Source organism: Rhodanobacter lycopersici (assembly GCF_040812335.1).
GTDB lineage: Bacteria > Pseudomonadota > Gammaproteobacteria > Xanthomonadales > Rhodanobacteraceae > Rhodanobacter_A > Rhodanobacter_A lycopersici.
Map to the genome: position 1 here is coordinate 950636 of NZ_JBFOHK010000001.1, position 24670 is coordinate 975305.

Sequence of the window (24670 nt, forward strand, 5' to 3'; positions counted from 1 at the left end):
CGGCCAGCACGTGTCCATGCAGGAACCCCGATGTCCGACTATCAAGCCACCGCCGCCTGGGCCCAGGCTGCCGATGCCGCCGATCCGCTGCGCGCGTTCCGCGACGAGTTCCTGATCCCGCCGCACGAAGGCCGCGACAGCACCTATTTCTGCGGTAACTCGCTGGGCCTGCAGCCGCGCGCGGTGCGTGCCGCGCTCGCGGCCGAGCTGGACGATTGGGCGCGACTGGGCGTGGAAGGCCACTTCAAGGGCCGCCTGCCGTGGATGGACTACCACGAGTTCGTGCGCGACCACCTGGCCGAAGTCGTGGGCGCGAAGCCTTCCGAAGTGGTGGCGATGAACACGCTGGGCGTGAACCTGCACCTGATGATGGTGAGCTTCTACCGACCCGTGCCCGGGCGGTCCGCCATCCTGATGGAGGCCGGTGCCTTCCCCACCGACCGCTACGCCCTGGAATCGCAGATCCGCTTCCACGGCTTCGACCCGGCCGAGGCACTGATCGAACTGGAAGCCGACGAGCCGAACGGCACGCTCTCGCTGGCCGCCATCGAGCGCGCGCTGGCCGAGCACGGCTCGCGCATCGCGCTGGTGATGCTGCCCGGCGTGCAATACCGCACCGGCCAGGCCTTCGACCTCGAAGCCATCACCGAACTCGGCCACCGGCACGGCTGCACGGTGGGCTTCGACCTTGCCCACGCCGTGGGCAACCTGCCGCTGCGACTGCACGACAGCGGCACCGACTTCGCGATCTGGTGCAGCTACAAGTACCTCAACAGCGGCCCCGGCGCGGTGGGCGGCGCCTTTGTGCACGAGCGCCACGCGCGTGCCGCGCTGCCGCGCTTCGCCGGCTGGTGGGGCCACGACAAGACTACCCGCTTCCGCATGGGCCCCGAGTTCGTGCCCACGCCCGGTGCCGACGGCTGGCAGCTGTCCAATCCGCCGATCCTCGCGCTGGCGCCGCTGCGCGTGTCGCTGGAAATCTTCCATCGCGCCGGCATGGCGCGGCTGCGCGAAAAGTCGCTCAAGCTCACCGGCTACCTGGAGTGGCTGGTACAGAGCCAGCTCGCTGACGTGCTCAAGGTGGTGACCCCCGCCGATCCCGGGCGCCGCGGCGCCCAACTCTCGATCCGCGTGCTCGGCGGCCGCGAGCTGGGCCGCGCGTTGTTCGAGTACCTGATGGAACACGGCGTGGTCGGCGACTGGCGCGAACCCGACGTGATCCGCATCTCGCCCGCACCGCTGTACAACCGCCACGCGGATTGCCTGGCGTTCGCGGAGAGGGTGCGGGCCTGGAGTCCAATCAGCTGAGGCACCGCTGCGTCACAACTGCCCGATCCAGTCGTACCGTGCAGGATGCCCGCCAAGCTGCCTGGGCCAATTGTTGAAACAGGGGGAATGCATGAAGGCACGCGGTACCAGGATGGCAAGCCTCCTCGCGAGCGTCCTCTTCGCACATCCATGTATCGGCCAGGAGGCCGCCAAGCCGCTGGTTACCGACCCCGTCTATACGAAGCCGCAGCAATTGGTGGACGTGGGGCATGGGCGTCGCATGAACATCTATTGTCTCGGTTCCGGCTCGCCGACGGTAATCCTGGATGCGGGCATGGGCGACTCCACGATTTCATGGGCGCTGGTGCAACCAGCCATCGCCACCCGAACGCGCGTCTGCTCCTACGACCGCGCCGGCTTGGGCTTCAGCGACGGTTCGAACCGCCCAAGCACGGCGAGCAACAACGCTGACGATCTGCACAAGCTGCTGAAGGCCGCGCACATCGCTCCTCCCTACGTGCTGGCCGGCCACTCCGCCGCAGGCATGTACATCCGCGTGTATGCCGACCGCTATCCCGGCGAAGTGGTCGGCATGGTCTCGGTCGAAGGCTCGCACGAGGACCAGTGGGTGCGCGGATGGGCCATCGGCGCACCGGGCCAGCAAGCCAAGTGGGACGCATTCCTGAAGGAATACAGCAGTTGCGTGGATGAGGCGAGACGCGGTCTTGTTCCCGGCACGCCGGCCTACAGGAAATGCGTCGGCGATCCCGATCCACGCTTCAGCCCGGCCATCAACGCGGCGCAGGCGCGTTACGCCGCGACCGTGCGCTGGCAGGCCGCGGCCGCCTCCGAACGCCAGGCCGTGGCTTACGCGAGCGCCGACCAGACGCGCGCCACGCGCAAGCATTACGGCGATATGCCGATCATCGTGCTGACCCACTCGCCCTATCCGAAGGCGAAGGACGAGACCCAGGACGAGCGCAACCAGCGCACGTTGCTGTGGGAGTCGCTGCATCTGGACGTAGCTGCAATGTCCACGCGCGGCGTGAACGAGATCGTGCCGAACTCCGGGCACTACATCCAGTACGACCATCCACAGGTCGTGATCGATGCGGTGAATCAGGCAGTGGCTATCGCCAAGGAAGAACGGCCCGGCTCTTCCGCATCGAAATGATCGCCACGCGTGAATGCAAACGGGGCAAGCCCGCGGCTCGGTCGCGGACTTGCGCAGCTCGTGTCCTTGAACAGGCTCTTACGCCTACAACCGCTCCGCCAGCGGATACAACTCCCGGTTCTCGCGCTGCACGCGCAGGTGCAACGCCTTGAACACGCCGTTGGCATCGTCGCGGAACCCTTGCGGGTCCGCGGCAATCTTGCCGGCCAGACTCCAGCGCGCGGCGAATGCCAGGTAGGTGGAGGCCAGCCCGCCCATCTCTTCCTGGAACTGCTGGCCGGTTCGCGCGATCGCCGGATCGGATGCTTTCATCAGGGCCGGGTAGAGCATCCGGTCTTCCGCGGCGAGATGCAGCTTGATCGCGGAATTCATCGCCGACAGCTGCCGGTGGATCGGCTCGGCCCGCTCCCTGACTCCTTGCTGCACCAGCTCGCGCAGGGACGTCATGGCCGCCAACAGGTCCACGTGCTCCTTCTTGAACCTTTCGATATCCACGTCGCGTCTCCCCTTCTGGCCGATATGGCCTCCCGTCTCCATATCGGCGGAGTCGTGGCAACGCTTGAGGGCTGGTTCAAGGTCTCGCCGCAGCCACGGCGGGACCTTGAACAGGCGCCTATGCCGCTCCCTCTGCCAGCAACCCCTGCGCAAATTCGCGCACGTAGTCGAGGAAGCGCGTCTGCACGCCGTTCAATGGACTGTCCGGCCGGTAGACGGCGCGCAGGGTGACATCCAGCTGCAGTTTCAGCGGGCGCATCTGCACCGCCTCCCTGCTGCACCGCGCGGTGAAGGGGTCCACCAGCGCCAGCCCGCCCCCGCGCGCGACCAGCGCGCAGGCCAGCTGGTAGGTCTGCACCCAGACGTTGGCGCGCGGCGCGGGATCGACCTTGGCGAGGTGGCCTTGCAGCATGTTGCCCAGCGCGTCCTGCACGGTGATGCCGATCATCGGCTGGCCGGCCAGCGCAGCGATCGGCAAGGGCTTGTCGAGTTCGCGCGCCGACCACCAGCCCGGCGGGGCGATCACCATGACGTTGCCACCGCATAGCGGATGCTCCAGCAAGCCGTGGTGACTCATGTCCTGCAGGGTGAGGCCGATGTCGCTCTCCCGCAGCATCAGCGATTCGCTCATGGCCGCCGAGTGCTGGGTGTACAGCTCGACGATGGCACCGGGATAGACCTTGCCCAGCCGGGCGATCGCGTCAGGCACCAGCATCTGCGCCATCGTGGGCGTGCAGGTGACGCGCAGCGGATGGCTTTCGGGCCGGGTGATGTTGGCCGAGAGTCGCTGCAGGTCGTACATCTCCCGCATGATGCGGTCGATGTGGTGGCGCATCAGCAACGCCTGCTGCGTGGGCTGCAGACGGCCGCGGACGCGACTGAACAGCGGGAAGCCCAGGTGGTTCTCGGCCTGCTGCAGCGCCTTGCTCGCGGCGGGCTGCGAGATGTTCAGGAGGTTCGCCGCACCGGTCAGGCTGCCAGTGCTCAGCACGGCATGGAACAGTTCGATGTAGCGCAGGCGCATGTCTCTTCCCGTCCGGTTCGCGGCGACAATCCGCGCCGAGTGCAACACATTGTGTTTTTGCAGGCAAACCACGCGGATGACATGAATCTGCCGCGTCGCGCAACATGCCACATCCACAACCACCGGTTATGCCATCTGCCCGTCTTTTCATTGGCGACGCACATCCGCCAATGACTATGCTCGGCGCGCCGCGCGGGGCGGCGCGCAACCCACGGAGCCACGGCCACATGTCGAACCAAGGCGCAGAAACCGCAGTCCGCTGGGGTCCGCCGTATCTGCTGTACCTGGGCAGCGCGACCGACGACCTCTCGATCAAGACGGCACGCGGGCTGGCGCACTGGCGGCCCGGGCATTGCCTTGGCCAGCATCGCCGCCCCGATTGTGCGGTGACGCTGGATCTGCCCGATCTCGGCTTCGCCCAGGCCAAGGCCATGGGTGCCGACACCATGGTGATCGGCGCGGCGAACGCGGGTGGCGTGATGGGCCCGGAGATCGTCGCCGATGCCGTCGCCGCATTGGACGCCGGGCTCAACGTGGTCTCCGGCCTGCACCACAAGCTGCGCGACAACGCCGACATCGTGGCCGCCGCACACCGCAACGGCCGCGCACTGTTCGATGCACGCGCGCCCGGGCCGAACATCCCGGTCGGCAACGGCAAGCCGCGCGCCGGCCGGCGCCTGCTCACGGTGGGCACGGACTGCTCGGTCGGCAAGATGTACACCACGCTGGCGCTGGAGCGCTCGCTGCGCGCACGTGGCCATGCGGCGGATTTCCGCGCCACCGGGCAGACCGGCATCCTGATCGCCGGCGCCGGCATCCCGGTGGATTCGGTGGTGGCGGATTTCATCTCCGGCGCCGCCGAGGCGATCTCGCCTGCGCGTGCCGACGGCGGCTGGGATCTGATCGAAGGCCAGGGCTCGCTGTTCCATCCTTCCTATGCCGGCGTGTCGCTGGGCCTGCTGCATGGCTCGCAGCCCGACGCGATCGTGCTCTGCCACGAGCCGACGCGGCAGCACATGCGCGGCTTGCCGCATTATCCGATCCCGGAGCTGGTGGCCTGCATGGAGGCCAACCTTGCCGCCGCGCGCCTGACCAATCCCGCGGTGCGGCCTGTCGGCATCGCGCTGAACACGTCGAAGATGCCGGCGCACGAAGCGCAGGCCACCTGCGGGCGGGTCGGTGCGCTGTTCGGCCTGCCCTGCCAGGACCCGGTCACCATGGGTGTCGAGGCCATCGTGGACAACCTCGTCGCATGCTTCCCGGGTTGAACATCCGGCATAGTGATCCCTCGCCGGCATGAGCGCCGCTGCCCGGGACAACCGCGTGTGCTGACACTCGATTCGATCCAGACCCTGGCCTGCGGCGGCCTGTTCCTGCTGGTCGGCTACATGGTCCGGCGACGTGTGCCGCTGTTGATGCGTTTCAGCATTCCCGCGCCGGTGATTGGCGGCCTGCTGGTGGCGCTGTTCATGCTCGCGTGCAGGCACTGGGGTGTCACCCCGGTACGCTTCGACACCGCGTGGCAGCAACCGCTGATGATCGCGTTCTTCACCGGCATCGGCTTCAACGCCAGCGCGACCCTGCTCAGGGTCGGCGGCCGCCAGATCCTGCTCTTCCTCACGCTGGCCAGCGTACTCGCGGTGGCGCAGAACCTGCTGGGCATCGCCATGGCCAGGGCCTTCGGCCTGCCGCCGCTGTTCGGCGTGATCACCGGCTCGGTCACGCTCGCGGGCGGTCCTGCCACTGGAATGGCTTTCGCGCCGCTGTTCGAAAAGGTGGGCGTGCACGGCGCACAGAGCGTGGCGCTGGCCAACGCGATGGCCGGCATCGTCCTCGGTTCCATTTTCGGCTCGCCGATCGCGGCGGTGCTGATCAAGCGCTTCAACTTGCGTCCGCCCAATGCGACCGGCGATGCCGGTGTGGATGCGCCTGCAGTGGTCGTGGCGACGGAACCCAGGCGCACCATCGATCCTGCCTACGCAGGACTAAAAAGCCTGGTGTTCATGTTGCTGGCGATGGGCATCGGCGCGTGGATCAGCGGCGGCCTGAGCCGGCTTGGCGTGACCTTGCCCAGCTACATCGGCGCCATGCTGGTCGGCGCAGCCATCCGCAACATCGACGACACCCTGGGCTGGTTTGGCTTGTCGACGCGCAGCATGGAACTGATCGGCAGCATCGCGCTGTCGCTGTTCCTCGTCGTGGCGCTGATGAACCTGCACCTGTGGGATCTGGCCGGGCTGGCGTTGCCGCTGCTGGCGAACCTGGTGGTGCAGTCGATCCTGGTACTGGCGTTCTGCTGCTGGCCGCTGCTGCAGCTGATGGGGCGCGACTACGATGCCGCCGTGATGGCCAGCGGCTTCACCGGTTTCATGCTGGGTACCACCGCGAATGCAGTGGCTTGCATGAGCTCGTTGACCGAGCGCTACGGACCTGCGCCCCGGGCATTTCTGGTGGCACCGGTGGTGGGCGCGTTTCTCATCGACTTCACCAACGCGATCATCATCACGGGGTTCGTGAACGGCTGGCATTGATTGCAGCCTTGCCTTGGGCAAGCAACGTCGATCGTCTGTCGCCAATGACAGAGTCGGTCCGGTCGTGCGGCGAAATCACCCTCTCCCCATTGGGGAGAGAGCTGGATTGAGGGGCGGTGCCCGCGATGAACTTCCGCTTCCGCAGCTTGGCTCGCCTGTGGCGGGCTTTCAGGCGCCGGCAGGCGCACGAAATCGCCTGGTTCCTTGCAAAATCATAAAGCCCCTCTCCCCCAACTCCTCTCCCGCAAGCGGGAGAGGGAGAGGGAAGCAAGACACTCATTTCTTCGCCGCGAGGATCTCGCTCAGGTAATCCGGCGTACCTGGCACGCGCACCAGATGCGGATATTTCAACCCACCGTCGTAGTGCACCGCATACGTGCGGCTGACGCCGTCGATCTCCGCCTGGATCTGGATCGGCTGCCTGTCCTTCTGCGCACGCACGATCGCATCGCGCAGGACGCGCGGTGTGTATGCGTGTCCGTCGACCGCCTGCAGCTTCATGTCCGGTGCGAGCCCGGCCTTGAAGGCCGGCCCTTGCCACAGCACGTCCATGATGCTGCCGTTGTGCCTGATGAACAGGCCCACCGAGAATGTCTCGTCGACACCGGACGCACTGAACTCGCTCTTGCCCACGTTTTCGACGGCGTTCTGGTAGCGCGAAGGTGTATCGGTGTAGACCAGCTTCCAGCCGCTCTGCTCGATGCCCGACAACAGCGGCACCTCGTCGCCCACACCGTCCATCCAGCCATGCAGGAACTTCGCCCAGTCCCAGGGCTGTACCGCGTTCAATCCGGCAACGACATCGTCGAAGGTGTAGGTCCGGGTGACATAGCTGCCATCATCCACGCTGAAGAAGCGTTGCGCGAAATCGTCCAGCGTGTGCTTGTCGTGGCTGAGCGCGCGGATCTTCGTGTCCACCGCAAGCCACAGCAACTGGCCTTCGCGATAGAAGTCGGTGGCGCGGCGCCAGTTCACCCAGCCCGGGTCACCGCCGTACAGCAGCTGCGCGGCGCGGGTGGTGTCCGACAGCGGACGCCATTCGCGGCCGGGGCGATGCGCGAACGTCGCCGCGCGATAGGCCACTGCGTCGCGCCAGTCCTGCGCCGACCATAGGCCGCTGCGCGCGGTCAGCGCGTCGCCCAGGTAGACCGTGAGGCCCTCGTACACCCACAGCCCGTCGGCAATCTCGGGCTGTTCGAAGTCGGGCTGCCACAGGCCTTTCGGGCGCATGAATTTCCCGTTCCACGAATGCGTGTACTCGTGCGGCAGCAACGAGCCGTCGAGCATGAAATGCTCGGGATCGGCGAACATGTGCGAGCCGCCGCGCGCACGATCGTCGCTGGACTGGTGATGTTCCAGTCCGCCGACCGAGGTGTAATCGCTCAGCGTCAGCAGGAAGTGGTAGTTCGTGTAGTGGTGCGAATGGAACAGGTCCTGTGCCTGCACGACCAGGTTGCGGTAACCATCGAGCTGTTCGGGCTTGATCTGCAACGCGGCCTCGCTGTCGCCCACCAGGTCCAGCCAGCGATGCACGCTGGAATTCACCGGGGTGACGTCGATCTGCCGGAAATGCTTGCCGGCGATCACCGGTGCATCGACCAGCGTGTTGAACGGCACCGGCTTGAAGCGGATGCGCCCGCCATCGCGCGCCTCGGTTTCCAGCGCCGTCCCGTAGCCCCAATCCGCCGGCATTTCCAGTGTGGGCTGGAACAGCTGATCCTTGGTCGGTTCGCCCGCGCGATACAGCGCCACGTGATCCCAGGTGAGATCCATCAGGTTCGGCGTGATCCGGTCCGTGTCCGGAAACTGGAAGCGGATGTCGATGCTGTCCACGCCGGCCGGTACATCCAGGTGGAAGGTGAACATGTCCACCGGATCGCGCTGCCACGCAATGCGCTTGCCGCCAGCGCTGATTTCCAGACCCATCATCGTGCCGATGGGCCCGTCGGGCGAGTGGTCGCCCGGAATGTATTTCGGGTAGTACAGCGTGAGCCTGCCAGGCGCGACCGGCATCGTCTCGTGCACGTACAGCACTTTCTGCGCCGGATCGGGCAGGCTCACCGTCAAGGCAACGGATCCGGCGGGAACGCCTGCATCCGCATGCGCGATGCAGGATGCGGACGTGGAGAGGGCAAGCATGCCCAGCAGCAATGGCCAACGTTTCATGTGTTTCCCCGGTGCTCGAACGGAATGCGAGTACGCCGAATGGAACCCCTTGCGGAAAAATTTTCAAGCGCCGAATGGCACGCATAACCCTCAGTTATGGCGCGAGCAAGATTTTTCATTGGCGGGTCTTGCTTGCCGCGGACTACGCTCGCTCAGCATTGTGGGCATGGAGGGTGTCCGCTTGATGCGCGTCGCTGGCAGGCGCGGGCGTCGTCCACGAGACTCCGCCACGCCGCATCCATGCCGCGATGCCGCCGCATTCCGGCCACGCCAAGCCCGCGTTCGATCTGCACCCGCCTCTGTCGGAGCCGGAGCGCAGAGCATCCATGGCTGAAGACATTGCGACTGCTGCGACCATGCGGGTTCCACACGCGATCGCTCCGCACGCAATGCGATGAAACAACGGGCCCCGAGGGGCCGCAAGCTGCCGTACCTGGCGTTTCACCACAGTGGAGTGCATACATGAAGGGCAAATCCCGCAGCGCGCTGCATCGCAACGATGTTCTCAGGCGCAAGGCGCTGCCTCTTGCCATCGGCCTGCTCGCCTGTGGCGCCGCAGGCACGGCTTGGGCACAGGCGACCAATGGCACCATCTATGGATCGGTGCCGTTGGCGCCCGGTGAAATGATCCAGATCACCGGCGGTGGCGGCTTCAACCGCAGCATCCCGGTGAGCGGGTCCGGCAGGTACTCGATCACCTTGCCGGTCGGCACCTACACGGTATCCCTGCTGCAGAACGGCAAGGTCGTGCAGAGCCGCACCGACGTCACACCGGTGGCGGCAGGTGCGGTGGCCGTTGATTTTTCGTCTACGGCGGGCGGCACCGCGAACGCGGTGAACCTCAATGCGATCAACGTCACGGCCAACGCCATCCCGCCGATCGACGTGACCACCACCAACCAGGTCACCACGATCACCTCCAAGCAGTTGCAGCAGCTTCCGCTGGCGCGCACCGCCGAAGACATCGCCCTGCTGGCCCCGGGTGTCAACATGGGCTCGCCCGAACTGGGCACCGGCCCGCTGGGCACGCCGATCAACGTGTTCGGCGGCGCCTCCGCGGCGGAGAACGCGTACTACGTCGACGGCATGAACGTCACCGAGGCGCTCAACAGCATGGGCGGCGTCTCCCTGCCCTACGGCGCCATCGACCAGCAGCAGACCTACATCAGCGGCTACGACGCCCGTTACGGCCGCTCCATCGGCGGCGTGATCAACCAGATCGGCAAGAGCGGCACCAACGACTGGCACTTCGGCGTGCGCGCGCTGTGGCAGCCGGCCAGCCTGCGTGCCGATCCGGACAACCTCTACTATGTCAACCCGCTGATGGCGGGAACGCCCGGCCAGTCGCCTGGCGACATGGCCGTGTACCGCAACGGCAACAGCTCCGAGGAAACGATCTACGACGCCTACGTCAGCGGCCCGCTCATCAAGGACAAGCTGTTCTTCTTCCTGAGCGCGGAGAAGGACAACAGCCAGTACCGCAACACCTCGGAATTCGGCACCAATATCACCACGGTGACCAACGAGCAGGATCCGAAGTTCTACGGCAAGTTGAACTGGAACATCAACGACAGCAACGTGCTGACGCTGAGCTACCTGCAGAACGCGCACGACACGCAGGGCTCCTTCTACGACTTCGACTACGACACGCTGAAGAACGGCGCCTTCAACAGCTACAACCAGAGCTACAAGACCGTGTTCAAGATGGGAGTGCTGAACTACACCTCCTACCTCACCGACGACCTCACGCTGAACGCGACCTACGGCAAGATGCACGGCCAGTACTACTCGATACAGCCCGGCTACAACCCCACGCTGCCGCACATCGCCAGCGCCTCCATGCAGGATCCGGCGTTCGCCCCGCCGGGCGGCATCATCAACTCGCAATTCAATTCGGAACTCTCCGACCCCGACCATCGCGAGTCGATCACCAACTACCGCCTCAGCCTCGACTGGAAGCTGGGCAACCACGACTTCCAGGTCGGCATCGACAACATCAACTCCTGGGACATCGACGACGGCGCGCAGGACACCGGCCCGGGCTACCAGTGGATATACGGCGAGAGCGGTCCTGGCCAGCCGGTGTTCGGTACCGATCCCAGCGTCCCGCCCTATGTCGCGCCGTCCACCCAGTGCGGTATCGGCTACGACGGCAAGGACCATTGCTACTACGTGCAGAAGCACGTCGACCTGAGTGTCGCCACCGTGCGCGTGACACAACGCGCCCAGTACATCATGGACAACTGGCAGGTCACCCCGAACCTGCTGCTGAACCTGGGCCTGCGCAACGACCAGTTCGTGAACTACGACGCCTCCGGCGTGCCCTACATCCGCGAGACCAAGCCGCAATGGGCGCCGCGCCTCGGCTTCAGCTGGGACGTGCACGGCGACTCCAGCATGAAGGTGTTCGGCAATGCCGGCAGGTACTACCTGGCGCTGCCCACCCAGGTCGCCCTGTCCATCGCCGCTCCGGTGACGAATGCCGGCGTGTACGGCACCTATACCGGGATCGATCCGGCGACCGGCGTGCCGACCGGCTTCACGCCCCTGCCACAGAGCCCCTCGACCGGCGTGTCGATCGACAGCGAATACGGCCAGGCGAAGGATCCGCGCGTCTCTGCCGCGCGGAACGCCAGGGCCGAGTTCTCCGACAACTACGTCCTGGGCATGCAGCAGCAGTTCCACATGCTGGGCACGAACTGGGTGTTCAGCGCCACCGGCACCTACCAGCGGATGAGCCGCATCATCGACGACTTCGACGACGAGCAGATCGAGTGCGCGGCCGGTCTCGCGCAGGGTTACTCCTGGATGACGCCGGATGCCTGCTCCAACTACGCGCAGAGCCTGGTACTGATCAACCCGGGCGTGACCAACTACCTCTGGATGAAATCGCCCAGCGGCGGCCTCGTGCCAGTGACGCTCAGCGCTGCCGACCAGCAGTTCCCCAAGGGGCCGGAACGCCGTTACTACTCGCTGGACCTGTCGCTGGAACACGCATGGGACGGCAAGTGGTTCGCCAAGTTCGACTACGTGTTCTCGCGCACCTGGGGCAATACCGAAGGCCCGGTGAGCACGTATTCGCAACAAGGCGGCTCCTACGAATCACTCACCACCGCGTGGGACTTCCCGGAGCGCATGCAATGGTCGGGCGGCGTGCTGCCAAACAGCCGCCAGCACCAGTTCAAGTTCTTCGGCTCCTACGCGCTTAGCCCGGAATGGACGGTCGGCGCCAACCTGTACATCACTTCGGGCACGCCGGTGATGTGCCGCGGCGGCTACGGCCCGGCCCAGTTGGCATTGCACGGCTCGCACACCTACTACTGGTGCGGCGGTGTGCCCGTGCCACCCGGCTCGCTCGGTGACACGCCGTGGGTCCACGACGTCGACCTCAGCCTGGACTACAAGCCGGCCTGGGCACAGCACAAGCTCGACTTCAACCTCGCGGTGTTCAACGTGTTCAACGACCAGACGACGATCTTCTTCAACGACGTCTTCGGCACCACCAGCGGTCCCAACCCCGACTATGGGCGCGTACAGGACACCTACCCGCCACGCAGCGTGCGTCTCTCCGTCGCCTACGACTTCTGAACGATGCGACATCCCCCCCTCGCGCCGGGCTCTGCCCGGCGTTTTTTTGCGACCACCATCCATGGCGGTCGCCCCCGGGGCCATCACTCGCGCGATGTCATGTCGCTCCCGGCGATTTTTGGCGACCACCATCCATGGCAGTCGCCCTTCGGGCCATCGCTGGCGCGATGTCAAAAATCGCTCCCGGCGATTTTTTGCAGCATGGGGGCGACTTGTGTAGCTTGGCGACATGAGCAGCGAAACCATGCATCCGCATCCAATGCCGACCACGGCCGCCCAGTTGCTGGCAAGGGCACGCGGGGAATGGCAGCAACGGCAATTCGACGCCGCCGAACGCTCGGTCCGGCAAGTGCTGGCGCTGGCACCGGACAATGCGGACGCATTGCGCATGCTCGGCATCATGGCCCAGCACCGCGGCGACCATGCCAAGGCCGCCGACTGTTTCCGGCGTGTGCTGCCTGTGTGGCCCGACGATTCCGAGCTGCGCGTGGGGCTGGGCATCGCCCTGCACGAGTGCGGCGAGGTCGAATCCGCCATGGCGCATCTGCAGCGTGCCTGCGAGCTGGCACCCGCTTCCGCGTCGGCCTGGTTCAATTTCGGCGAGGCGTTATGGCGGCAGGCGCGCACGGAAGAGGCGATCTCGGCGTTGCGGCGCGCGCTGGAACTCGCACCCACGCATCTGCCGGCCCGGCTTTCGCTGGCCAAGGCGCAGGCCAGCCTGGGCCAGGTCGAGGACGCGGTGGCCGGCTTTCGCGGGGTACTGCGCCTCGACCCGGGCCATGCCGAAGGCTGGTTCGGCCTGTCCAACCTCAACACCGTGCGCTTCGACGCCACTGACACGGCAAACCTGCGCCAGGCGCTGGCGCGCGACGGGCAATCGCCCCGCCATCGTGAATTGCTCGGCTTCACCCTGGCCAAGGCACAGGAAGACCAGGGCGACTACGCGCAGGCCTTCGAAACGTTCCGCCAGGCCAACGCCTCGCGACGCCAGCGCGTGCGCTGGGACGCCGCGGGCGAGCACCGGCGCGTGGATGCGATCCAGCGCATCTTCGCGCACGATATGCCGATGCCGCTGGATCCTGCCTTGGGCCGTGAAGCCATCCTTATCGTCAGCGTGCCGCGCTCCGGCTCCACCCTGGTCGAGCAGATCCTCGCCTCGCATCCCGAGGTCGAAGGTGCGAACGAGATCAAGGACCTGCCCCAGGTGATCGACGCGGAAACGCGCCGCCGCCACTCCGCCTTCCCAGTGTGGGCGCCGGACGCCAGCGCCGCGGACTGGCAGCGCCTGGGCAAGGAATACCTCGCACGCACCGCGCCATGGCGCAAGACCAGGCCCCGCTTCACCGACAAGAGCCTGGTGACCTGGTATCTGGTAGGCGCGGCGCTGGCGATGCTGCCGGCGGCACGCGTGGTGGTGGTCCGGCGCGATCCGGTGGAAACCTGCCTGGCCTGCTACCGCCAGTGCTTCACCGAGCTGAGCGGCTTCACCTGCGACCTCGACGAGATGGCCGATTACTGCATCGACTTCATTCGCCTGACCCGCTTCTGGCTGGAACGGTATCCGGACAAGGTGTTCGATCTCGAATACGAGACGCTCGTTGCCGAACCGGAGCCGACCATCCGCCGACTGCTGGATTTCTGCAACCTGCCGTTCGATCCCGCCTGCCTGGAATTCCACAAGACCTCGCGCGCCGTGTTGAGCGCGCCCAGCGCGGCGCAGGTACGCCAGCCCATGCGTCGCGACACCGCACGCAGCACGCGTTACGGCGACAAGCTGGACGGCCTGCGCCGGCGCCTGCGCGATGCCGGCATACCGGTGGACTGAGCCGCATCCCCGACCCGCCGCGGAACACGACTCGCATGCCCACAATCGCCGGTTATGCCACATGTGCGTCTTTTCATTGGAGCGGCCGCCGCGCATGTGACTATGCTGCCCCGGGATAGTGTGGAGATCGAACACATGTCCGAGCAAACCCAGGCTGGATCGAACCGCACACCGCGCAGGCATCGCGTCCTTCCGGGACGGCGCTGCCATCTGCTGGCAATCGCCATCGCCGCATGCTGCCTGCCGCTGCACGCCCGCGATGCCGCCCCGAAGGCTCCCGCGATCGCCAGTGCGCCCACCGCCACCCAGGCGGCGCTGGCCAAGGCGAAGCCGATCACCGCGAAACACGGCATGGTGGTCAGCGCGCAGCACCTGGCCAGCATGGTCGGGCTGGATATCCTCAGGCAGGGCGGCAACGCCATCGACGCCGCGGTGGCAGTCGGCTATGCCGAAGCCGTCGTGCACCCCTGCTGCGGCAATATCGGCGGCGGCGGCTTCATGACCATCCACTTCAAGGACGGCCGCAACGTCTTCCTCGACTTCCGCGAGAAGGCCCCGCTGAAGGCCACGCCGACCATGTTCCAGGACGCCAAGGGCAACCTGGTCCCGGGGCTCAGCACCGACAGCTACCTCGGCGTGGGCGTGCCCGGCACGGTGATGGGTCTGGACGAGGCGTTGAAGAAATACGGCACGATGTCGCTGCAGCAGGTCATCGCGCCGGCGATCAAGCTGGCGAAGGATGGTTACGTGCTCGAACAGGGCGACGTGGATTTCCTGGACGACAGCGTCAAGGATTTCGCCAAGTACCCGAACGTGGCGGCCATCTTCCTCGACCACGGCAAGCCCTGGGTGGCCGGGCAGCGCCTGGTGCAGAAGCAGCTGGCGCACACGCTGGAACAGATTGCCCAGGGCGGCACCGACGCGTTCTACAAGGGGTCGATCGCGCGCAGGGTGGTGGAGGCGAGCCAGGCCTACCACGGCATCCTCTCGATGCAGGATTTCGCCAGCTATACCGTGCAGTGGGACAAGCCGGTGCAATGCGACTACCGCGGCTACACCATCGTGTCCGCGCCACCGCCCAGCTCAGGCGGCGTCACGGTCTGCATGATCCTCAAGCTGGTCGAACCCTATCCGCTCGGCCAGTGGGGCTACGGATCGGCCAGGAGCCTGCACTACCTGGTCGAGGCGGAGCGCCGCGCCTTCGCCGACCGCAACACCTACCTCGGCGACCCGGCCTTCGTGCACAACCCGATCGACCGGCTGCTCTCGGCCGGCCACCTGGCCCAGGTGCGCGCCGGCATCCTGCCCGACAAGGCCACGCCCTCGTCCGAGATCAAGGGCAGCCTGGGCCAGCCCGAAGGCACCCATACCACGCACTACTCGGTGGTCGACAAGGACGGCAACGCCGTCGCGGTGACCTACACCATCAACTACCTGTTCGGCATCCGGCAGATCGCCGGCGACACCGGCTTCTTCCTCAACGACGAGATGGACGACCTCACCGGCAAGCCCGGCGTGGCGAACGGCGCCGGGCTGGTGCAGGGCGTGGTCAACCAGGTCGAGCCGGGCAAGCGCCCGCTCAGTTCGATGACGCCCACCATCGTGCTGCGTGGCGGCAAGCCGTTCATGCTCACCGGCAGCCCCGGCAGCGCGACGATCATCTCGACCACAATGGAAAGCATCGTCAACGTGATCGATTTCGGCATGAACGTGCAGCAGGCGATCGACGCGCCGCGCATGCATCACCAGTGGTATCCAGACGTCGTCTATGTCGAACCCGGCCTGCTCACGCCGCAGACCCGGCAGTCGCTGGAATCCATGGGCTACCAGTTCAAGATGCGCAAGGCGATCGGCGACGACGAGGCGATCCTGATCGATCCCCGCACCGGACTGCTGCAAGGTGCCAGCGACCCCAGGACGCCGGCCGGGCTCGCCGCGGGCTATTGATCCGCGGTACCGGGACTGCGGGGAGCGACCCCGCTCCCGCATGTCCCGCCAACTAGCGCATACGGCTTTCCACGTGGCGGATCTGCCCTTCGCCGCGCACCACGAAACGTTCGATGGTGAGCGATTCGGCGCCCATCGGGCCATAGGCATGCAGACGGGTGGTCGAGATGCCGATCTCGGCGCCCAGGCCCAGCTCGCCGCCGTCGCTGAAGCGCGAGGAGGCGTTGACCATCACCACGGCCGAGCGGATCGCCTGCACGAAACGCCGTGCGGCGGCTTCGTCGCGCGTGGCGATGACTTCGGTGTGGTCGGAGCCGTAGCGGCGGATGTGCGCGATGGCCTCCTCCAGGCTGTCCACCACGCGCACGGCGAGGATCAGGTCGAGGAACTCGGCGGCGTAATCGTCGTCGGTCGCCGCGCGCATGTCGGGCAACAGCGCACGACTGGCTGCGTCGCCACGCAACTCCACGCCACGTTCGCGCAACGCCCGTGCCGCCTGCGGCAGGAAATCGGTAGCCGCGTCGCGATGCACCAGCAGGGTTTCCAGCGCATTGCACACGCCGGGGCGCGAGGTCTTGCCGTCGATCAGCAGGTTCAGGGCAAGGTCGAAGTCGGCGGCGCGGTCCACATAGAGATGGCACACGCCTTTGTAGTGCTTGATCACCGGCACGCGTGCATGCTCGGCCACGAAGCGGATCAGCCCCTCACCGCCGCGCGGGATGGCGAGGTCGACGATGTCGGTCAGTTGCAGCAGCTCGACCATGGTTTCGCGGCGCAGGTCTTCCACCAGCGTGACCGCTGCTTCCGGCAGGTCGTGTGCGCGCAGGGCCTCGTGCAGCGCGGCGGCGATGGTGGTGTTGGAATGGATGGCCTCGGAGCCGCCGCGCAGGATCACCGCGTTGCCGGCCTTGAGGCACAGCGCGGCGGCATCCGCGGTGACGTTGGGGCGTGCCTCGTAGATCATCGCCACCATGCCGAGCGGGATGCGCACGCGCTCCACCATGAGACCGCTGGGCCGTGTCTCGCGACGCGTCACCAGGCCGACCGGATCAGGCAGTCCGGCCACCTCGCGCAGGGCGTTGGCGATGCCCGCCACGCGTGCCTCGTCCAGCCGCAGGCGGTCCAGCAGGGCACCCTGCACACCCTTCGCCGCGGCCTGCGCCATGTCACGTGCGTTCGCCGCGAGTACATCGGCACAGTGCGCTTCCAGCGCGGCCGCCATGCCGCGCAACAAGGCGGCCTTGGCGGAACTGTCCAGCGCAGCGATGGCCGGCGCCGCGTCGCGGCAGGCCAGCGCCAGGGTACGGACGTCGCTCATGCCTCGATGCCTCCTGTGGTTTCGGCGATGGCCAGGGTGACCAGATCGTCGCGGTGCACGATCTCGTGTCCATGGGTGTAGCCCAGCACGGCTTCGATGTCGCTGCTGTGCCGCCCGGCGAGCCGGCGCACCTCGGCTGCGGCGTACTGGCTGAGGCCGCGCGCCACGGGCTTGCCGTCGGCATCCACGATTTCCACCAGGTCGCCACGCTGGAACTCGCCCTGTGCGGTGGCGATGCCGCCCGGCAACAGCGATGCGCGGCCACCGGCCAGCGCGCGCGCAGCGCCGGCGTCCACGCGGATGCATCCGGGTGCGGACGGTGCGTGACGCAGCCAGTACTTGCGCGCCTGCATGCGGGTGGCGGCGGCGTCGATCAGGGTGCCATGCAGGCGTCCTTCCGCCAGCGCCGCCACGGTCGCCGCCTCGCGGCCGCTGAACAGCGCGGTGCGAATGCCCGCCGCGGCGGCCTTGGTCGCGGCCTCCAGCTTGGTGTGCATACCGCCGGTGCCGACCATGCTGCCGCTGCCGCCGGCCATGGCAAGGATATCCGGCGTGAGCGCGGCGACATGCGGCAGCGGTACTGCCGCGGGATCGCGCCGCGGGTCGGCGCTGTACAGCGCATCGATGTCCGAGGCGATCAGCAGCAGGTCGGCATCGACCAGGGCGGCGACGATGGCGGCGAGGTTGTCGTTGTCGCCCAGCTTCAGCTCGTCCACCGCCACGGTGTCGTTCTCGTTCACCACCGGCAACACGTCCAGCGCCAGCAGGCCGCGCAGGGTGGCGCGCGCGTTGAGGTAGCGGCGGCGGTTGCGCAGATCGTCGTGGGTGAGCAGTACCTGCGCCACCGGCCGTGCGGACAGCGACTGCCACAGCGCGATCATCGGCGCCTGGCCCAGCGCCGCCAGCGCCTGCCTCGCCGCCAGGTCGCCCGTGGCTGGCGCGTGCTCGCGCAACAGCGCACGCCCTGCGGCCACCGCGCCGGAGGAGACCAGCACCACCTGCCGTCCCACGGCGTGACTGGCGGCCACGAAATCGGCCAGCGTCGACGCGTGGCGTGCGGTGAGACCGCCCCCGTCGGCCGCCAGCAGGTTGCTGCCGACCTTGAGCACGGCGCGCCGCCAATGCGGCAGCGACTGTCCACGCGGCCCGTGTGCGGAAGACGATCTGCTCACGACACGGCATCCATGGGCGCAGAGACACGGTCGTCGTGGCTCTTCGGCGACGACACCACCAGGAAGCGCGTGTCGGCACCGCTCTCGTTGCGCATCTGGTGCGCCGCGCCCGGCGGCACGTGCAGGCCCTCGCCACGGCGCAAGCGGTGCGGCACGCCGTCCATCTCCAGCACGGCCTCGCCGTCCAGCACGTAGAAGAACTGGCGCGCATGCGCATGGCTGTGACGCTGCTCCGTCGTGCCCGGCGGCATGCGCTCCTCGATCACGCTGAGGTCGTCACCGGCCAGCAGGTGCCAGCCGTCGCAGCCTTGCCCCCAGCGGTAGTGCTCGGCGTTCCCCGTACCGATCGCCCCCATGAATCCTCCCGTTCAGCCGTCCAGATGCCCGAGCCTGGCGCGCAGCTCGCCCAGGCGGAGATCGTTGCCTGCGCCTGGCGATACGCGCTGCGCCAGGCTGCCTTCGGGCGTGCGCCCCTGCCCTGCCGAAGCCGCCGTTTCGGCGGCGGCGCGATAGGCATCGCGGAACGGCACGCCGGCCGCGGCCTGCTCGATGGCCACGTCGGTGGCGTACATCGCGGGCTCGATCGCCGCACGCATCGGCGCCTCGTTCCATTGCAGGCGCGCCAGCAGGTCGGGCACCAGTTCCAGCGCCATCAGACCGTGGCGCACGCCGTGGAAAATCGAGCCCTTGGAAAACTGCAGGTCGCGCTGGTAGCCCGAAGGCAGCGAGAGCAGCTGCTCGATCTCGGTGCGCGCGGCGGCCACGCTGGCGTAGCTGGCGCGCAGCAGCTCCACCACGTCGGGGTTGCGCTTGTTCGGCATGATCGAGCTGCCGGTGGTGTACTCGGCCGGCAGCTTCACGAAATCGAATTCGGCGGTGGTGAACAGCGACAGGTCCCAGGCCATGCGGCGCACGTCCAGCATCGCCGCGCCGATCGCCTCCAGCACCGCCATCTCGTACTTGCCGCGCGAGAGCTGGGCGTAGATCGGCGACACCTGCATGCGCATGAAGCCGAGCGCAGCGGTGGTGTGATCGCGGTCCAGCTTCAGGTTCACGCCGTAGCCGGCGGCGGTGCCGAGCGGGTTGGCGTCGATCAGTTCGCGCGTGCCGCGGGCGCGGAAGGCGTTGTCGATGAAGCCCTCGGCGAAGCCGGCGAACCACATCGCGGTGGACGACACCACCGCGCGCTGCAGATGGGTATAGCCCGGCAGCGGAATCGCCGGCTGCGCGGCACGCTCCAGGCACACCCCGGCGATGACGCGACAGTGCGCTTCCAGTGCTTCGAGTTTTTCCTTCAGCCACAGGCGCGTGGCCACCAGGATCTGGTCGTTGCGGCTGCGGCCGGCATGCACGCGGCGGCCGGCATCACCCAGCCGTTCGGTAAGGCGCGCCTCGATGGCCGAGTGGCAATCCTCGTAGCGCTCGTCCAGCACGAAGACACCGCTCTTGAAATCATCGGCCAGCGCATGCAGCTCGCGCTTCAGCGCGGCGGCCTCGTCGGCGCTCACCACGCCGATGTTCGCCAGGCCTTCGACGTGTGCCCTGCTGGCGGCGATGTCGTGCAGGAAGAACTCGCGGTCCAGCACCACGTCGTCGCCGGCGAGGAAACGCATGATCTTCGTATCGATCTGGATGCCGGACTTTTGCCAGAGGGGTTGGGTCATGTTCGCGTCCTGGAGAATGGTCGTGCTGCGCTTTTTTTGTAGGAGCGGCTTCAGCCGCGATGCTCTTTCTTTTGCAACACGGGCGAAAGGCATCGCGGCTGAAGCCGCTCCTACGCTTCGTCGGCTACAGCGGTATCGCGGTGTATTCGTCCACGCCGAGCGCGCGGTTGATGTTCTGCATTGCCTGGGTGGCCGCCCCCTTGAGCAGGTTGTCCAGCGTGGCCACCACCACCACGCGCTTGCCGTCGGCCGACAGCGCGAAGCCGCCGACCTCGGCGTGGTGCCGGTGGGCGATACGACTGACCCAGGGCGCCTCGTCCAGCACCGACACCAGCTTCTCGCCGTCGTAGGCGCGGTGGAAACGCGCCAGCACGTCCTCGCGCTTCAACGGCCTGGCGAGGTAGAGGTTGGTGGTGACGGTGAGGCCGCGGAAATGCGGCGCCACGTGCGGCATGAACTCCACCGGCAGGCCGAGCTGGAAGCTCACTTCCTTCTCATGGGTATGGCCGGTGAGCGCATACGGCATCAGGTTGTCGCGCAGCTTCTCGGGGTCGTTCTTGTCCGAGGGCGTGGTGCCGGCGCCGGAATAGCCGGAGACGCCGAAGCACACCGGCGGCGCGGCGAGCAGGTCCTTCAACGGCGCGATGGAGAGTTCCATCGCGGTGGCGTAGCAGCCGGGGTTGCTGATGCGCTTCTCGCCACGCCACTTGTCGCGGGTAAGTTCGGGCAGGCCGTAGTACCAGGCCTTGTCGAAGCGGTAATCGGCGGAAAGATCGACGACCAGCGTATCGGGCGCGGTCTTGTCGATGGCCTCCACATAGGGCGCCGCCTTGCCGTTGGGGAGGGCCAGGATCACCACGTCGGCGCGCTTGGCCGCCACGGCGGCCGGGTCAAGGTTCTCATAGCGCAACTCGCCTGCGTAGGCGTCGCTGTGCTCGCTTACGCGCTGGCCGTCCAGCTCGCGCGAGGAGACAAAGGCCAGTTCCAGCGCGGGATGCGCCGTGATCAGGCGGATCAGTTCCGCACCGGTGTGGCCGCGCGCGCCGACGATGCCGATGCTTTTTTTCTGCTGCGTCATTTCACTCTCACCCAATCAACGTCGGCTGGCGCTGCGCGCAATGCGCCACGCAACGGGCGATGGTGTCGAAGTTGCCGTCGAGGCCGTACCAGAACACCTTCCACTTCGGCTGCTTGAGGCAACCCTCGGATTCGGCGTAGTAGAAAATGTTGACCTGATTGCCGTGGCGCGAGCGCCAGAACAGTTGCGGGTTTTCCTCGCGCATCACCTGCCACACGGCACGGCCGAGGCCCTCGCCCTGCGCGTCGTCGAGCACGGCGAACTTGTCGAGATAAGGAAGGCCATCCTCCATGGTGAGGATCATCGCGGCGCGATAATTCTCGCTCACGTAGATGCGGTACGGCCTGGTGCGCTCGAAATAATCCGACACCAGTTCGCGGCCGAAGCTGGATTCGATCAGGTCGCGCATGCGCGCCCGGTCGATGCCTTCCCACGACTCGAAGCGCTGCACCTTCTCGCCACGCCGCACCAGGGTGCCCGAACCCTTGTGCGTGAACAGCTCCTTGGCCAGCTCGGCGGGGCGCGTGATCGACACCGACGAGGTAAGCGGCAGGCTGTTCAGCAGGTCGGCGATCTGCTCGATCTTCAGGCGCATGCCACCGTTGATCCATGGCTGTGCCATCAGGTGCTCGTATTCGGTGCTCAGGTTGATCGAGTCGATCACCTTGCCTTCGCCGTCGAGCAGGCCGCCGGTACCGGTGAGGAACACGATCTTGTACGGCTGCAGCACGCGGACCAGCTCGTTGGCGGCGACGTCGGCGTTGATGTTGAGGATCTGCCCCTCGTCGGTCTCGCCAAGGCTGGCGATCACCGGGATCGAATTGGCGCGCAGGCCGGCCTCGATCGGCGCGAGGTTGATGCTCTCCACCTTGCCGACCATGCCCAGGGCGTCGCGATCGAGGTAGCTGGCCATGAACACGCCGGAGGCTACCGAGGTGGCGCGCGTGTCCATCGCCTGCAGCGCCTCGACCAGCTTGAGATTCTGCTGCTGGAACACGCGGCGCACGATGCCCAGTGCCTTCGGCGAGGTGACGCGTAGGCCGTTCACCGTCCGCTTCTCGATGCCGGCGGCGGACAGCTCCTCATCGAGCTGCGGGCCGGCGCCATGCAGCACGATGGGCGTGAGGCCCACCTGCTGCAGGAAGGTGAGCGAGGAAGCGAGATCCTGCAGCTCGTCACGCAGCACCGCGCCGCCCACCTTCACCACGGCGAAGCGTTTGGCGTCCACCTCGGAGAAGCGCTTGAGGTACTGCTGAATTTCCTTGGCGCTGCCCATCGCCGAGAGCAGGCGCACGATGGTCTTGCGGGTGTGCTTGTGCGTTTCCACGGTCATGTCCTTTGCGTTCATCCCTGGACGCGAGAGTCAAAAAGCGGCTGTCCCTGACCGCACTTCTCGATAAGGCGAAAAATCACTTCGGCGTAATGCTGCAACTGGTCGAGTGCCACCCACTCGTCGGCGGTATGCGCCTGGACGATGTCACCGGGGCCATAGACGAAGGCGGTGTAACCGGCGGCAGAGAACAGCGAGGCCTCGGTCCAGAAATCCACCGCATTGCCCACGGGGATATCCAATTCATCGGCAAGGTCGCGTGCCGCCAGCCGGCGTGCCTCGGCGGTGGCGGTGTCGCCCGCCGGCAGCGACGGACCACGGAAGGTCTCGGCGAACTCGGCCGGCATGGGCTCGACCAGGGTGCGGAAACGCTCCAGCAAACCGTCGGGACTCATCGTGGGCAAAGGCCGCATGCCGAAGCGTACCTCGGCGCTGGGCGCGATCATGTTCGCCTTGATGCCACCCTCGATGCGGCCGATGTTGAAGCGCAGGCCGGTGAGCCCGCCGAAACGCTCGTGCGCCTGCGCGGCCACGAAATCCAGCGCGGCATCGCCCCAGCGCACCGCCTGGTGCAACGCACTGTCGCGGGGCTTCTGCTCGCCCGAGGCATGCCCGGCGTGGCCCGCGAAGCGCATCAGCACCGACTGGATGCCGCGATGGGCCAGCACCGCTTCGCCCTTGGTGGGCTCGGCCACGATCACCGCGTCGTAGGCTGGCTTGTCTTTGAGGAAACCGGCAATGCAGCGCGGATCGTTGGCCTCTTCGTCGGTGGTGAACAGCAGCGCCATGTCGCCGCTGCTGGCGTTCGCCACCGCCAGCAGCGCTGCCGCTGCACCCTTGATGTCGCAGGCGCCGAGGCCGATGGCGCGATCCGCCGTCACGCGCAGTTCGTGCGGGCTGGCTGTCCATGCCGGCGAGTCGGGCACCGTGTCCAGGTGCACGTTGAACAGCAGCTTCGGCCGGCCGCGCACCGCATGCAGCCCCACCGCGCCGGCGCCGTGATCGGTCACCGTGATGTCGAAGCCCGGCAACTGCGCGCGGATGTAGTCGAAGATGCCGCCCGTGGTGATCGCCCGCGGCGGGTTGCGGGTGTCGAACGACACCAGCGCCTTGAGGTGTTCCAGGGTGGATTGCAGCAACGGATTCATGGCTGGCCTGATGCTCTCGTGTAGACGTCCTGATCGAGTTTTTCCATCAGGTTCTGCGGCCGCTCGGGCGCGGTGAAACCGAAGCCGGCATACAAGCCATGCGCGTCACCGGTGGCCAGGCTGAAACGCCGCAGCCCCTGCAACTGCGGATGCGCCATCACTACCACCATCAGAGCCTTGGAATGGCCCTGCCCACGATGCTCCGGCAGCACGAACACGTCCGCCAGGTAGGCAAACGTGGCGCCATCGGTGACCACCCGCGCGAACGCCACCTGGCGTCCGTCGACGTAACCGCCGAAGCACAGCGAACCGGCGATGGCCCGCTCCACCGTCTCGCGCGGGATACCGCGGCACCAGTAAGCCTCGGTGGTGAGGAAACGGTGGATCAGCCCGATATCGAGGCTGTCCTTGTCCGTGCTGACCTGCAATGCGCTCATCCGGCAGCGCCTCCCTGTTCGCGGCGCCACGGCTCCGCCGCATGCAGGTAGACGTTGATCGTGTCGGCGGGACGCGGCAGCGACAAGGCATCGAGGATCTGCCCGACCGCGCCGCGGTGATACGCGCCATGCACGATCAGGTGCTGCAGCATTTCGGCACGCGACATCTCGCCCGCCTTGCCATCGGTGAAATGGAAGCGGATGCGTTCGTCCATGCGTTCCGCAGGCAATTCGCGCGCATAGTCGACCAGCCACGCATCGCTGGCGCGGATGCTTGCCGTCAACGCCGGAAGCTCCGGCGTTTCCCCGGTGTTGGTGGCGGTGTACGGATGCGGCTCGCCCAGCAGATGCGCCGCGAAGATCCGGTCCACCACGAACGTGTGGTTCATCACGCGGATGGCCTTGCGGCGCTGCTCCGCATGACGATCACCGTCGATGGCGGTCATGGCTTCCAGCATCTGCGCATTCGCCCACGCCTTGTACGCGAACAGGGAAGCGAACATG

At 66.8% G+C, this 24670-nt stretch carries 19 protein-coding genes; 7 read left to right on the forward strand and 12 right to left on the reverse strand.

Annotated elements, in window-relative coordinates; all coding sequences use genetic code 11:
* Positions 1-30 precede the first annotated feature (30 nt).
* Positions 31-1308, forward strand: a complete 1278-nt coding sequence (kynU, locus tag ABQJ54_RS04275) for a kynureninase (RefSeq protein WP_367853024.1) — start codon at positions 31-33, stop codon at positions 1306-1308.
* A gap of 241 nt (positions 1309-1549) precedes the next feature.
* Positions 1550-2443, forward strand: coding sequence for an alpha/beta fold hydrolase (locus ABQJ54_RS04280; protein ID WP_367853025.1), 894 nt, complete (start codon positions 1550-1552; stop codon positions 2441-2443).
* 84 nt (positions 2444-2527) lie between these two features.
* Here ABQJ54_RS04280 and ABQJ54_RS04285 read toward each other — a convergent pair whose 3' ends face one another.
* Both ABQJ54_RS04285 and ABQJ54_RS04290 read right to left on the reverse strand, forming a co-directional pair.
* A complete protein-coding gene (locus ABQJ54_RS04285; RefSeq protein WP_367853026.1) occupies positions 2528-2980 on the reverse strand; it encodes a hemerythrin domain-containing protein in 453 nt (150 codons plus the stop codon).
* Positions 2981-3056: 76 nt separating this feature from the next.
* Positions 3057-3962, reverse strand: a complete 906-nt coding sequence (locus ABQJ54_RS04290) for a LysR substrate-binding domain-containing protein (protein WP_367853027.1) — start codon at positions 3960-3962, stop codon at positions 3057-3059.
* 227 nt (positions 3963-4189) lie between these two features.
* On the opposite strand from ABQJ54_RS04290, the gene dgcN reads away from it, so the two are divergent.
* Both dgcN and gltS read left to right on the forward strand, forming a co-directional pair.
* Positions 4190-5230: an N-acetyltransferase DgcN gene (dgcN, locus tag ABQJ54_RS04295; protein WP_367853028.1), complete on the forward strand. Its 1041-nt coding sequence runs from the start codon at positions 4190-4192 to the stop codon at positions 5228-5230.
* Positions 5231-5287: 57 nt separating this feature from the next.
* On the forward strand, positions 5288-6493 hold the full coding sequence (gene gltS, locus ABQJ54_RS04300; RefSeq protein WP_367853029.1) for a sodium/glutamate symporter: 1206 nt from the start codon (positions 5288-5290) through the stop codon (positions 6491-6493).
* A 276-nt stretch (positions 6494-6769) separates the two neighbouring features.
* On the opposite strand, the gene ABQJ54_RS04305 is transcribed toward gltS, so the two are convergent.
* The gene (locus ABQJ54_RS04305; RefSeq protein WP_367853030.1) at positions 6770-8659 is read right to left on the reverse strand and encodes a M61 family metallopeptidase; all 1890 of its coding nucleotides are present in this window, start codon (positions 8657-8659) and stop codon (positions 6770-6772) included.
* A gap of 462 nt (positions 8660-9121) precedes the next feature.
* Here ABQJ54_RS04305 and ABQJ54_RS04310 point away from each other — a divergent pair, with 462 nt between their 5' ends.
* The 3 genes from ABQJ54_RS04310 to ggt all read left to right on the forward strand — a co-directional run bounded on the left by ABQJ54_RS04310 (position 9122) and on the right by ggt (position 16019).
* Positions 9122-12247 (forward strand): TonB-dependent receptor, encoded by a 3126-nt coding sequence (locus tag ABQJ54_RS04310; RefSeq protein ID WP_367853031.1) that lies wholly within the window; start codon positions 9122-9124, stop codon positions 12245-12247.
* A gap of 244 nt (positions 12248-12491) precedes the next feature.
* Positions 12492-14072 carry a tetratricopeptide repeat-containing sulfotransferase family protein gene (locus ABQJ54_RS04315; protein ID WP_367853032.1) on the forward strand — a complete coding sequence of 527 codons (1581 nt, stop codon included), beginning with the start codon at positions 12492-12494 and terminating at the stop codon, positions 14070-14072.
* Between the two features lie 135 nt (positions 14073-14207).
* Positions 14208-16019, forward strand: coding sequence for a gamma-glutamyltransferase (gene ggt, locus ABQJ54_RS04320; protein ID WP_367853033.1), 1812 nt, complete (start codon positions 14208-14210; stop codon positions 16017-16019).
* A 52-nt stretch (positions 16020-16071) separates the two neighbouring features.
* Here ggt and ABQJ54_RS04325 read toward each other — a convergent pair whose 3' ends face one another.
* The 9 genes from ABQJ54_RS04325 to ABQJ54_RS04365 form a co-directional block, all read right to left on the reverse strand.
* On the reverse strand, positions 16072-17337 hold the full coding sequence (locus tag ABQJ54_RS04325; protein ID WP_367853034.1) for a glutamate-5-semialdehyde dehydrogenase: 1266 nt from the start codon (positions 17335-17337) through the stop codon (positions 16072-16074).
* Complete coding sequence (gene proB, locus ABQJ54_RS04330; RefSeq protein WP_367853035.1) at positions 17334-18509, reverse strand: glutamate 5-kinase; 1176 nt, start codon at positions 18507-18509, stop codon at positions 17334-17336. Before proB ends, ABQJ54_RS04325 begins: the two co-directional genes overlap by 4 nt.
* On the reverse strand, positions 18506-18865 hold the full coding sequence (locus ABQJ54_RS04335; RefSeq protein WP_367853036.1) for a cupin domain-containing protein: 360 nt from the start codon (positions 18863-18865) through the stop codon (positions 18506-18508). Before ABQJ54_RS04335 ends, proB begins: the two co-directional genes overlap by 4 nt.
* 12 nt (positions 18866-18877) lie before the next feature.
* On the reverse strand, positions 18878-20173 hold the full coding sequence (locus ABQJ54_RS04340) for an argininosuccinate lyase (protein ID WP_367853037.1): 1296 nt from the start codon (positions 20171-20173) through the stop codon (positions 18878-18880).
* Between the two features lie 124 nt (positions 20174-20297).
* Positions 20298-21251, reverse strand: coding sequence for an N-acetyl-gamma-glutamyl-phosphate reductase (gene argC / locus ABQJ54_RS04345; RefSeq protein ID WP_367853038.1), 954 nt, complete (start codon positions 21249-21251; stop codon positions 20298-20300).
* Between the two features lie 7 nt (positions 21252-21258).
* Complete coding sequence (locus tag ABQJ54_RS04350) at positions 21259-22584, reverse strand: acetylglutamate kinase (RefSeq protein ID WP_367853039.1); 1326 nt, start codon at positions 22582-22584, stop codon at positions 21259-21261.
* Between the two features lie 11 nt (positions 22585-22595).
* A complete protein-coding gene (locus tag ABQJ54_RS04355) occupies positions 22596-23729 on the reverse strand; it encodes an acetylornithine deacetylase (RefSeq protein WP_367853040.1) in 1134 nt (377 codons plus the stop codon).
* Positions 23726-24166, reverse strand: a complete 441-nt coding sequence (locus tag ABQJ54_RS04360; protein ID WP_367853041.1) for a GNAT family N-acetyltransferase — start codon at positions 24164-24166, stop codon at positions 23726-23728. Before ABQJ54_RS04360 ends, ABQJ54_RS04355 begins: the two co-directional genes overlap by 4 nt.
* Complete coding sequence (locus tag ABQJ54_RS04365; protein ID WP_367853042.1) at positions 24163-24669, reverse strand: DinB family protein; 507 nt, start codon at positions 24667-24669, stop codon at positions 24163-24165. The genes ABQJ54_RS04360 and ABQJ54_RS04365 overlap by 4 nt, the downstream gene beginning before the upstream one ends.
* Between the last annotated feature and the right edge of the window lies 1 nt (position 24670).